Origin of the sequence: Streptomyces sp. NPDC001530 (assembly GCF_042894545.1) — a bacterium.
Lineage (GTDB): Bacteria > Actinomycetota > Actinomycetes > Streptomycetales > Streptomycetaceae > Streptomyces.
Map to the genome: position 1 here is coordinate 115,168 of NZ_JBIAVS010000024.1, position 11,473 is coordinate 126,640.

Sequence of the window (11,473 nt, forward strand, 5' to 3'; positions counted from 1 at the left end):
AAGATCGAGCCCATGACCCACGGATCCCTGGACGCCCTGCGCGATCTCGCCGTACGGCACTTGCCTCCCGACGACGCGGAGCGGTGGCTGAATCTGCTGCGGCCCGGCGTGCGCCTGGAAGCGACCGCGCACGGGAGCGCCGCGGCGGCGCACGACGTGGTCGGGCAGCTCGGCGGCCTTCCGAAGTTGCCTGCCGACGTGCACTGGCCGGTGTGGGCGGCGCACGGTCCCCTGTCGTTCATCGCCGCGATCGACTGCGCGGCGCTGCCCGCCGACGCCCTGGACATCGATCTCCCGGCCGATGGAACGCTGCTCTTCTTCTACTTCGACGGTCAGCTGGACGACGGCGAGGCCCTGGTCCTGGCCGAGGACCGCGACAGCTGGGCGGGCGCCCGCGTGCTCCACATTCCCGCCGGAGAGACGGTGATGGAGCACACCGCACCCGGGGGGCTCCAGCCGTACCCCGTGGTGCCACTGACCGCGCGGGTGGAGATGACGGCGGCCGAGCCCTGGCACCCGCGGATCCGCGAGGCCTTCGCGCCGGGGGCCCCGCTCGGGCAGCGCTACAACCACCCGGTGTGCGCCCAGGAGTTCCTCAACGCTCTTTGGGACTTCGGCGACGCGATCGGCCACCAGATCGGCGGCCACGCACGCTCCGTGCAGAACCCGGTGGAGATCGAGACAGCGGAAGCGTCGCTGGACGGGGAGGTGTCCTGGGAGGACCCGCGCCTGTCCGAAGAGGCGGGCAACTGGGTACTGCTGGCGCAGTTCGACAGCGAGGACGCCGCGGACATGATGTGGGGCGACAGCGGGGCCCTGTACTGGCTGATCCGTCCTCGAGATCTGGCCGAGCGCCGTTTCGACCGCGCGCTGTTCACGTGGCAGTGCTGCTGATGACCGCGCACGCCCGAAGGCGCACCCGATGACCACCACACCACCGGCCTGGGGCGTCCGGTACGCGCTGTGCCTGCCCGCCGAGGACGCGGCACGGGCAGCCGCTGCCGAGCTGGCCGGCCGAGGACACCGCCTGACAGCGGTACGAGCTCACGCCCCCTCCGGCACCGTCCCATCGAGCCCCTGGCAGGGCACGACGTCACTGGACCCCGAACTGGCAGGCTGGTGGCAGGTGTTCTCGCTGGCCGTCTATGGCGGAGCCGGCCGCGACCTCAACCGCCTGGCCCTTCAGCCCTTCCTCCGAGGCGAACGCCTACAGGTGGCCCACATCGCCCGCACACACGGCGGCTTCCAGCAGGGCGCCGGCGAAGGACACGCGGACACCCTCGAAAGGGTCTTCCCGAGGGACGGCCTGACACACGAACACCCAACGGCCGAGGTCCCCCTGCCCACCCCTCTCCCCACCGACCCCATCCGACCGCCGGCCGGTCCCTCGTGGCCCCTCGCCGGGATCGGCGACCCGACAGAAGTGGTCCGCGCGGTGGTGACGGCGGCCGAGCAGACGTACGGCAGCGCCGAGGACGCCCCGGACGCGGTGGGCTGGCTGCTGGACGAGGAGTTCGCCTTCGGCGAACCGTACGAGACGGCGGCCGAGTTCCTGGGCGATCTGGTGGATGCCGTGGCCCACCAGGGCACCTGCACCGCCGCCACGGCCGAGGCCGTCCCGTTCCTGGCCCACTTGGCCCGCGATGAGGACCTCCCCGACGGGACGCGCATCCTCCTGCTGGGCGACCTTCTACGACTTGCCGCCACCGCAGCGGCGACAGCCGTCTCCCTGGCCGACCGCACCGCCGCCCTCGGCGCCACCCGACCGGAGTCCGCCGGGGACCACCTGACCCGCCAGGCCATCACCCGCGAACTGCCAAGCCTGCTGGCCCGCTGGCCCGACGAGACCGACGCCACCCGCTTCGCCCTGGCCGCCCTCGCCGCCGCCTGCGACGACCAGAACGTCCCGCTCCCACCCCGACTGAACGAGCTGCCCGCCCCGTCCGGCACCACCAGAGCCGACGTCCTGTCCCTGGTGACAGCACTCCTCACCCGAGACGACCACGCCGTGGCCACAGCGCTGAACCAAGTGTCCTCATGGCATCCCCGCGCACAGGAAAAGGCCGCAGGCCCCCACGCGCTCCCCCGCGACGTGGCCCTGGCGATCCTCCCGGACCTCGCCATGTGCGACGTAGGCCAAGGGAATTGAACCCCCGTGACATGCCAAAGCCCCCGTCGGTATCCCCGACGGGGGCTTTGAGCTGCGTGGACCTGAGGGGATTTGAACCCCTGGCCCCCTCGATGCGAACGAGGTGCGCTACCGGACTGCGCCACAGGCCCTTGCAACGAGTGAAACTCTAGCATCCCCATCGAGGTGCTTGGAAATCCGTTCCTGGCTGGTCAGCCAGGGGCTCCCGGGCCCCCGTCGTCACACCCGTCACTCGTTGGCCGCGCGCGGCCGTTCCCCGTCCTCGTACTGGTCGAAGAGCGGAGTGCGACCGCGCTCGCGGGCGCGCCGGGCGGACGCGGCGCGACGCGCGTCACTACGACCGTCGTCGACGGCCTCCGCGGTGCCGGACTGCTCCTCGGCGGTCGGCTCGGCCTCCGGCGCGGACGGTTCGACGGCGCTGGAGCGCGCCGAGCTCCACGCGTCCGGTGCGCCCAGGTCGACGCTGGGCGTGGCCCGGGGCGCGACCGGCGCGGTCACGTACGTCGGCAGCGGAACCGGCACCGGGTCCCAGCTGTCGCCCTGGCCGGGACCGCGCTGGCGCTCGCGCTGCTGGTCGACCCACTCCGCGTGGTCGGTCTGCTCGACGAGCGCGCGGCGGTCGGCCGCGAGCGCGGAGAGGCCGGGGTCGGTCTCCGGCTCTGGGCCCTCGTCCGGCTCGTCGGCCCCGGCGGGGTCGACCGTCGGCCGCCGGCGCGGCTGCCGCTCCCGCAGCCGCTGCGCCGCGGCCTCGGCCCGGCGGCGGTCCATGGTGTAGGTGAAGCGCCGGCGCTCCTGGGCACGCAGGTACACGATGTACGCGCTCAGCATCACCGCGGGCACACCAGGCGCCCACAGGAACGCGAGCCCGCCGACGGCCGCCACGATCGCGCCGAGCGTGAAGGCAAGGAAGAGCATCACCGTCGTACGCCGTCGGCGCGCGAGCACCTTCGAGCGCTGGGCGCGCGCTGCGGCCTCCGCCGAAGAACCACGCCGCGCGCCCGGCACCTGCCGGGACGCGGACTGGGGCGCGGACTTGGCCGACGGCTGGGGCGCGGACTTGGCCGATGGCTTCGCCGCGGGTTTGGCCGACTGCTGCGGTACGGGCCTGGCGGCGCCCGGGGCCTCGTGGGCGGCCCCCTGCCTGGCGGCCGCCTTGGACGCCGCCTCGGGCTGCTCCGGGGACGGCGGCTGAACCCGCTCCTGCACCTGAGGCCGGTGCTGGGCCTGCGGCTGCGACCGGGTCGGAGGCATGGCGAAGGCCCGGACGTCCACCGAATCGGTGACGCCGTCCGGGTCGACGCTGGACTCCCCCTCTTCGGCGGAGCGCGCCCGCAGGTCCTTGGCGTACCGGCGCTCCATACCCGCCCGTCCGGACAGCAGCCGGATGGCGGTGCTGAAGCGTTCCGTCGGACGGGCTTCGTTCAGCTCGTCCTGCCTACGGAGCCACATCGGCACCAAGTAGGCGGCCCAGGCCCCGACGATGACTGCGTAGATGAGGCCGCTGCTGCTCACGCCTCACACGGTAGAGGGGTTTGCGTGAGGCCATCTGCCAATTCAGCCGGTGTGTCGCACGATCTGGCTGATATTTCGAGCTTTTTTTGTGACCGATGCGATCAGCAGGCCGCCGAGACCGCGAATTCAATGACCGGAGACAGACTCAAGACGATCGCCGACCGGTCAATTTCGAACACCTATTCCATTATCCGGCGTTGCCCGGCTTACTCGGGTTCTGCGAGCCCGCCTGCTCCGATCCCACCTGCTCCGAGCGGGTCTGTGCCGTGCGCGCCCGGCGCCAGCGTCCGAGCAGCCCTTCGGGCACCTCTTCGGCGGTGAGCGCGTACACGAGATGGTCGCGCCAGGCCCCGTCGATGTGAAGATAACGTGGGCGAAGCCCTTCCTCGCGGAATCCGAGTTTCTCCACGACCCGACGGCTGGGCCCGTTCTCGGGGCGAATACAGACTTCGATGCGGTGCAGTCCGACGGTGCGGAAGCAGTGGTCGGTCGCCAACGCGACAGCCGTCGGCATCACTCCGCGGCCCGCGACCGCCTGGTCCACCCAGTAACCGATGTGCCCGGAGCACATCGAGCCCCAGGTGATCCCGGCGACCGTCAGCTGCCCGACGAGCCGCCCCTGGTACTCGATCACGAAGGGCAGCATCCGGCCCGCGTTGGCCTCGGCGCGCAGATGCCGGACCATCTGGCGATAGGTCGGCCGGTGCGCGATCGGGCCGCTGGGCGTCGGCGGCGGAATGGTGGCCTCCCAAGGCCGCAGCCAGTCCCGGTTGCGCCGGTTCACCTCGCGCCAGACCCGCTGGTCGCGCAGCCTTATCGGCCGGAGGACGACATCACCGTCCACCAGCTCGACGGGCCAGGATGGGCTGTTCAGCTCGCACCCCCACTGCCGCTGGGTCTGGGGTGATCGCCGCCGCGGATCTGATCGACGGCGTGGATCAGGAGGGGCTCCAGGACGGCGAGGCCGTCACGCACCCCGCCGGTGGAGCCCGGCAGGTTGACGATCAGCGTCCGTCCCGCGACTCCGGCGAGCCCCCGGGACAGCGCCGCCGTGGGCACCTTCTCTCTTCCGAACGCTCTGATGGCCTCGGGAATGCCCGGCACCTCGTGGTCGAGCACGCGCCGCGTCGCCTCGGGGGTCCGGTCGGTCGGCGAGATCCCCGTACCCCCGGTGGTCACGATGACGTCGTACCCGGCGTCGGCGCCCGCCCGCAGCGCGGCCTCGACCGGGTCGCCGTCGGGGACGACCTGCGGCCCGTCCACCGCGAAGCCGAACTTCGCCAGCCCCTCGGCGATCAACGGACCGCCCTTGTCCTCGTAGACCCCCGCGGCGGCCCGGTTGGAGGCGGTGACCACCAGGGCGCGATACGACGATGCCGTCATGCCCGGCTCCAGTCGCCCGACTTCCCGCCCGTCTTCTCTTCCACCCGTACGTCCGTGATGACCGCCCCCTTGTCGACCGCCTTGACCATGTCGATCACGGTGAGGGCCGCCACGCTGACCGCGGTGAGCGCCTCCATCTCGACGCCCGTACGGTCGGTGGTCTTCACGGTGGCGATGATCTCGACGGCGTCGTCCGCGACCGACAGATCAAGTTTGACACCCGACACCGACAACGGGTGGCACAGCGGGATCAGGTCCGGTGTGCGCTTGGCGCCCATGATGCCCGCGATGCGCGCGGTGGCGAGGGCGTCGCCCTTGGGGACCCCCTCGCCGCGCAGCAGCTCGATCACACGGGGTGAGACCAGGACGCGGCCGCTGGCGCGGGCGGTGCGCGCGGTCACGTCCTTCCCGGACACGTCGACCATGCGGGCGGCGCCCGCATCGTCGATGTGGGTCAGTCGGTCCTGCACAGGGGGTCCGGGGGTCTCCCCCCGGGGCGGAACAGTCATGTGCGTCGGCGCTCCCGGTCCGGGCCCATCGCGGTGCGGCGCGTGGGCCTGTTGTGCGCGACACGGTACCGCCAAGTCGGGGTGCGCAGCCGAGCAGGATCCTCTCTGGCCGGGCAGCTCAGGTGAGCAGGTCTCTCTCGGGCCCGGCGGCTCAGCCGAGCAGGACCACCTCGACCTCGGCGCCGGGCTCGACGGAGGTGTCGTCCTCGGGGACGACGATCAGTGCGTCGGCGTGTGCGAGGGCCGCGACCAGGTGGGACCCGGCGCCGCCGACGGGCGTCACCTCGCCGTCCGCGTATGTCCCCCGCAGGAACTGCCGGCGGCCCGCGGGCGAGGTCAGCGCCTTGTCCGTCTTCAGGGTGGCTCTGGTCGTGGGCCGGTGGACGTCCTTGAGGCCCATCAGGGTGCGGATCGCGGGGCGTACGAAGAGTTCGAAGGAGACGTACGACGACACGGGATTGCCCGGGAGCGCGAGCAGGGGAGTGTGGTCGGGGCCGATGGAGCCGAAGCCCTGGGGCTTCCCGGGCTGCATGGCGAGCTTGCGGAACTCGACGCCGCTGCCCTCCTCGTCCTCGTCGCCCACGGAGGACAGGGCCTCCTTGACCACGTCGTACGCGCCGACGCTCACGCCGCCCGTCGTAACCAGCAGGTCCGCGCGGATGAGCTGGTCCTCGATGGTGGCGCGGAGCGTCTCGGCGTCGTCGGCGACCGCGCCCACCCGGTAGCCGATGGCTCCGGCGTCGCGGGCGGCGGCGCAGAGGGCGAAGCTGTTGGAGTCGTAGATCTGGCCTGCGCCCAACTCCTCGTCGGGCTGGACCAGTTCGCTGCCGGTGGACAGGACGACCACGCGCGGGCGCGGGCGCACGCGTACGGTGCCGCGGCCGATCGCGGCGAGCAGGCCGATCTGCGGCGGGCCGAGGATCGTGCCGGCTTCGAGGGCGCGGTCGCCGGCCTTCACGTCACTGCCCTTCGCGCGCACGTGCGCGCGTGCCTCGGCCGGGCGGTACACGTGCACATGTCCGGAGGCGGCCTCGGGGGCCAGGCTGCGGGCGCGCATTCCGGTCACCGGGCCCTCGCCGAGACCCCCGTCGGTCCACTCCACGGGGACGACGGTCTCGGCGCCGGGCGGCAGCGGGGCGCCGGTCATGATGCGTGCGGCCTGGCCGGGGCCCACGTGGAGCAGCTTGGCCTGGCCGGCCGCGACGTCGCCGACAACCGTGAGGACGGCCGGGTACTCCTCGCTCGCGCCCGCGACATCCGCGACCCGCACCGCGTACCCGTCCATCGAGCTGTTGTCGAACGGCGGCAGCGAGACCGGCACCGTGACGTCGTCGACCAGGACGCAGCCCTGGGCGTCAAGGAGTTGCAGCTCGATGGGTTCGAGGGGGCGGACGGTCGCGAGGATGTCCTCCAGGTGTTCGGTCACCGACCACAGGTGGTCCTGGCCGGTGGTGCGGGTCGCGGCGCTGCTCAAAGTCCCTACATCTCCTCGGCTACGTAACTGCGAAGCCAGGTCCGGAAGTCCGGGCCCAGGTCTTCACGTTCGCACGCGAGTCTGACAATGGCACGCAGGTAGTCGCCACGGTCGCCGGTGTCATAGCGGCGGCCCTTGAAGACGACGCCGTGCACGGGGCCGCCGACCTTCTCGTCCGTGGCGAGCTGCTGGAGGGCGTCGGTGAGCTGGATCTCACCGCCGCGGCCCGGCTCGGTCTTGCGCAGTATGTCGAAGATGTGCGGGTCGAGGACGTAGCGCCCGATGATCGCGTAGTTGCTGGGCGCGTCCGCCGCGTCCGGCTTCTCGACCAGGCCCGTCACCTTGACCAGATCGCCCTCGTCGGTGGGCTCGACGGCAGCGCACCCGTAGAGGTGGATCTGCTCGGGCGCGACCTCCATGAGCGCGATGACACTGCCGCCGCGCTGCTCCTGGACCTCGACCATGCGCGCGAGCAGGGGGTCGCGCGGGTCGATCAGGTCGTCGCCGAGGAGTACGGCGAAGGGCTCGTGACCGACGTGGGGGGCCGCGCACAGGACGGCGTGGCCGAGGCCCTTGGGGTCGCCCTGGCGCACGTAGTGCATGGTGGCGAGGTCGCTGGACTCCTGGACCTTGGCGAGCCGGTCGGCGTCGCCCTTCTTCTGAAGGGCAGACTCGAGCTCGTAGTTGCGGTCGAAGTGGTCTTCGAGGGGGCGCTTGTTTCGGCCGGTGATCATCAGGACGTCGTCAAGACCCGCCGACACGGCCTCTTCGACCACGTACTGGATCGCCGGCTTGTCGACGACCGGCAGCATCTCCTTGGGAGTGGCTTTGGTGGCCGGCAGGAACCGGGTGCCGAGGCCTGCTGCGGGAATGACAGCCTTGCTGATCCTGGGGTGTGACTCAGTCATGCCCGCAACCATATCCGGTGGCTATGTGCGGAATCTGAGGCTCCGGTTAATTCGCTCTCATATGAGCGCATTAGAAAGGGTACGGGAGCAACCTGTGAGTCACGTCGGACCAGAACCAGAGCCTGACAAGCGAATGTTGCGGCGAGGATTCCTTGCGGTGAGAAACAGGTTGACGGCCGATGACGTGCGGAAAACAGCCGCGGCGCTCGCCACCCGCGCCCTGGAGCTGCCGGAGCTGGCGCACGCGCGCACAGTGGCGGCGTACGTCTCCGTGGGGAGCGAGCCCGGCACCCTCGCGCTCCTGGACGCGCTCCACGCGCGCGGGGTGCGCGTGCTGCTGCCGGTCCTGATGGCGGACAACGACCTGGACTGGGGGGCGTACTCCGGGGAGGACTCCCTCGTGCGGGTCCAACACGGCGGAAAGATGGCCCTCTTGGAGCCCGCGGGCGAGCGGCTGGGACCGGAGGCCGTCCAGGACGCCGACGCCGTTTTGCTGCCCGGCCTCGCCGTCGACGCGCGCGGCATGCGCCTGGGGCGCGGCGGAGGCTCGTACGACCGCGTCCTGGCCCGTCTGGAGCGCGCGGGGGCCGATCCCGCGCTGGTGGTGCTCCTGTACGACACGGAGGTCGTCGAGCGGGTGCCCGAGGAGGCGCACGACCGGCCCGTCCACGCGGTGGTGACCCCTTCCGGCGTGCGCCGCTTCCGCTGACGCCCTCGCGTGCGTGAAGGGGCCCTCCACGCGTGCGTGGAGGGCCCCTTCACTTCCGTACCGGCCGTCAGGGCTTCAGGACCAGCGTGTCGCTCGTCTTCTTGTCGACGGCCTTCCCCGAGAAGGCCCAGGGCAGCAGTTCACCCTTGGCCCACTTGTCCGTCTGGTCGGTGTAGTGGGCGCTGTAGGCGTGCCCGGAGGCGCCGGAGAGGTTGATCCACTTGGACTTGTCGAGATCCCCGAGGTTGACCACCATCCGCATCGACGGCACCCAGACCACTCCGTAGCCGCCCGCCGCGTTCCAGCCGGTTGCGTTGACCGCCGCCTCGCCGCCGCTGAGCTTCCAGGGGCCGCGGTTGAGCATGTACTTCAGGAACGCGGGACCATCGGCGCCCAGGGTCTGGTTCTTCAGGAACAGGCGGTGCAGCCGGCCCCAGCTCCAGGTGTCGATGTCCTTGCCGAGCTTGGCGGTCAGCTCCCAGCGGGCGTCCTTCATGGCCCGCCCGAACAGCTCGTCACGGGTGTCGGTCGCCTTGTCGAGGCGCGTCTTGGGCGACTTCCACCAGTCGTTGCCCTCGTCGTCGATGATCTTGCGGACGACCTCGAACCAGCGGTCGCCGCCGTCCGGCTGCGCCTGGTCCGCGTCACGCTGGCCGCACTCGCGCACCGTCTGGTCCTCGTCCGCGGGACCGGTGGTGTCGACCCGGTCGACCCACAGGCACTGGCCCTTGACCCGCAGCTCCTTGGGCAGCTTGTTGCCGAAGGCGAGCTTGAGGATGTTGCGCCAGGTCGCGTTGAAGTACGCGGCCGCCGCGGAGTCGGCGTCCTGGGTGTAGTCCCAGCCCTCCAGGAGCTTCTGCGCCTCGCGGACGTTCTTGTCGGCGACGTCGATCTTGAGCAGCTTGGGCACGATCAGCTTGGCGATCTCGCTGCTGTTGTCGAGCTGCATCTGGCGCATGTCGTCGGTGGAGATCTTGCCGCCGCCGTCGATCTTCGTCTTGATCAGATCGGCGATCCGCTGGCTGCGCGTGCCGTAGCCCCAGTCCGTGGTGAGCGTGTAGGGGTACTTGTCCTTGTCGATCACGGCCTGATTGGCGGTGACGATGTAGCCGCGCTTGGGGTCGAACTCGTAGGGAAGTTCGGACTGTTTGATGTACCCGGTCCACCGGTACTTGGAGTCCCACCCAGGCGCCGGAAGCGATCCATCATCCCCCTCGGCACGCGTCGGAATCTTCCCCGGCAGCGTGTAGCCGATGTGGCCCTTGGTGTCGGCGTAGACCAGGTTCTGGGAGGGCACGTCGAAGGACGCGGACGCCTTGCGGAACCCGGCCCAGTCCGACGCCTTGTCCATCTCGAAGACGGCGTCCATGGAGTTGCCCGGGTCCAGCGCGGTCCAGCGCAGCGCGATGCCGTAGCCGTCGCCGCGGTCGGGCGCCGCGGTGTCGACGGTGGCCTTCTTGCCGACCTTGACGAGCTCGTCGTCGCGGTCGGACAGCAGTGGCCCGTTGTTGGTCTCCCGGACGACGATCTTCTTGGGCGAGGCGCCCGCGACCTTGATCGTCTCCTTGCGGGTCGTGAAGGGGACCACCTTGCCGTCGTACTGATAGCCGTCGCCGGTGAGCTTCTCCAGGTAGAGGTCGGTGACGTCGACCCCGGAGTTGGTCATGCCCCAGGCGATGTCCTGGTTGTGGCCGATTATCACGCCGGGCATGCCCGCGAACGTGTAGCCGGAGACGTCGTACTGGCACTTGGCGGAGACGCTGCGGCAGTGCAGGCCCATCTGGTACCAGACCGACGGCAGCGAGGGCGACAGGTGCGGGTCGTTGGCCAGCAGCGGCTTGCCGGTGATGGTGTGTTCGCCGTCGACCACCCAGGAGTTGGAACCGATGCCGTTGCCGCTCACGCCGACGGCCGTGGGCAGGTCGTCGAGGACGTCGTAGAGGCCCGACAGCTGGCTCTGCAGGCCGGAGGGCGCCGTGGCGTTGTCCGTGAGCCCGGTGCCCGCCGTGGACGTCGAGGAGGACGTGGTGGAGCTGCCCTGGACGTACGACTTGGTGATGCTGTCGTACTGGCCTTCCTGCACGATGGTCTTGTTCCGGCTGTACGGGTAGTCCGGGTACAGCTGGGCGATCTGCTGCGGGCCGAGGCGGCTCGTCATCAGGGAGCGGTCGATCTCCTCCTGCATGTTGCCGCGCAGGTCCCAGGCCATCGCCTTGAGCCAGGCCACCGAGTCGACCGGAGTCCACTCCTGGGGCTTGTAGTCGTTGGTGAAACCAAGGGCCGCGTACTCCAGGGAGATGTCTTTGCCGTCCTTGCCCTTCAGATAGGCGTTGACTCCCTTGGCGTACGCCTGGAGGTACTTCTTCGTGGAGTCCGACAGCTTGGTGTCGTACTCCTTCTTCGCGACCCGGTCCCAGCCCAGGGTGCGCAGGAACTCGTCGTTCTCGACCTGGCTCTTGCCGAACATCTCGGACAGCCGGCCGGAGGTCATGTGGCGGCGCACGTCCATCTCGTAGAACCGGTCCTGCGCCTGGACGAAGCCCTGCGCCATGAAGAGGTCCTCGTCGGACGAGGCGTAGATCTGCGGGATGCCGTAGCCGTCGCGCTTCACGTCTACGGGTCCCGACAGGCCGTCGAGCGTGATGGAGCCCTTGGTCTGCGGGAAGGAGGCGCGCACGGTGCTGATGCTCCAGTACGCGCCGAAGGCGACGCCTCCGACGATGGCCAGGACCAGGACAATCAAGAACAGTCGGGCTTTGCGCCCCTTCTTCCTGCCGGACTTGCCGGGCTTTTGGCCGGAAGAGGCGGTGGTGTTGGGGGGCATCGCTG

The 11,473-nt window shown here is 70.4% G+C and carries 10 protein-coding genes and 1 tRNA gene; 3 read left to right on the top strand and 8 right to left on the bottom strand.

Annotated elements, in window-relative coordinates; all coding sequences use genetic code 11:
* The first annotated feature begins 12 nt into the window (after window positions 1–12).
* On the top strand, window positions 13–894 hold the full coding sequence (locus tag ACFY0T_RS39640; RefSeq protein WP_388882465.1) for a YwqG family protein: 882 nt from the start codon (window positions 13–15) through the stop codon (window positions 892–894).
* A gap of 28 nt (window positions 895–922) precedes the next feature.
* Window positions 923–2,149, top strand: coding sequence for a hypothetical protein (locus ACFY0T_RS39645; protein ID WP_388882468.1), 1,227 nt, complete (start codon window positions 923–925; stop codon window positions 2,147–2,149).
* 57 nt (window positions 2,150–2,206) lie between these two features.
* Here ACFY0T_RS39645 and ACFY0T_RS39650 read toward each other — a convergent pair.
* The 7 genes from ACFY0T_RS39650 to galU all read right to left on the bottom strand — a co-directional run bounded on the left by ACFY0T_RS39650 (window position 2,207) and on the right by galU (window position 7,935).
* A tRNA-Ala gene (locus tag ACFY0T_RS39650) sits at window positions 2,207–2,280 on the bottom strand.
* A 97-nt stretch (window positions 2,281–2,377) separates the two neighbouring features.
* Complete coding sequence (gene glpR / locus ACFY0T_RS39655) at window positions 2,378–3,661, bottom strand: gephyrin-like molybdotransferase receptor GlpR (RefSeq protein WP_388882471.1); 1,284 nt, start codon at window positions 3,659–3,661, stop codon at window positions 2,378–2,380.
* Between the two features lie 187 nt (window positions 3,662–3,848).
* Window positions 3,849–4,508, bottom strand: a complete 660-nt coding sequence (locus ACFY0T_RS39660; RefSeq protein ID WP_388882588.1) for a GNAT family N-acetyltransferase — start codon at window positions 4,506–4,508, stop codon at window positions 3,849–3,851.
* Window positions 4,509–4,531: 23 nt separating this feature from the next.
* On the bottom strand, window positions 4,532–5,044 hold the full coding sequence (locus ACFY0T_RS39665) for a molybdenum cofactor biosynthesis protein B (RefSeq protein WP_388882474.1): 513 nt from the start codon (window positions 5,042–5,044) through the stop codon (window positions 4,532–4,534).
* Window positions 5,041–5,553 carry a cyclic pyranopterin monophosphate synthase MoaC gene (moaC, locus tag ACFY0T_RS39670; protein ID WP_388882476.1) on the bottom strand — a complete coding sequence of 171 codons (513 nt, stop codon included), beginning with the start codon at window positions 5,551–5,553 and terminating at the stop codon, window positions 5,041–5,043. Before moaC ends, ACFY0T_RS39665 begins: the two co-directional genes overlap by 4 nt.
* A gap of 151 nt (window positions 5,554–5,704) precedes the next feature.
* A complete protein-coding gene (glp, locus tag ACFY0T_RS39675; RefSeq protein ID WP_388882479.1) occupies window positions 5,705–7,027 on the bottom strand; it encodes a gephyrin-like molybdotransferase Glp in 1,323 nt (440 codons plus the stop codon).
* 5 nt (window positions 7,028–7,032) lie between these two features.
* Window positions 7,033–7,935 carry a UTP--glucose-1-phosphate uridylyltransferase GalU gene (gene galU / locus ACFY0T_RS39680; protein WP_388882481.1) on the bottom strand — a complete coding sequence of 301 codons (903 nt, stop codon included), beginning with the start codon at window positions 7,933–7,935 and terminating at the stop codon, window positions 7,033–7,035.
* A gap of 133 nt (window positions 7,936–8,068) precedes the next feature.
* Between galU and ACFY0T_RS39685 the strand changes: the two genes are divergently transcribed.
* Window positions 8,069–8,644, top strand: coding sequence for a 5-formyltetrahydrofolate cyclo-ligase (locus ACFY0T_RS39685; RefSeq protein ID WP_388882484.1), 576 nt, complete (start codon window positions 8,069–8,071; stop codon window positions 8,642–8,644).
* Window positions 8,645–8,711: 67 nt separating this feature from the next.
* Here ACFY0T_RS39685 and ACFY0T_RS39690 read toward each other — a convergent pair whose 3' ends face one another.
* Complete coding sequence (locus ACFY0T_RS39690; RefSeq protein WP_388882486.1) at window positions 8,712–11,468, bottom strand: penicillin acylase family protein; 2,757 nt, start codon at window positions 11,466–11,468, stop codon at window positions 8,712–8,714.
* Window positions 11,469–11,473 lie beyond the last annotated feature (5 nt).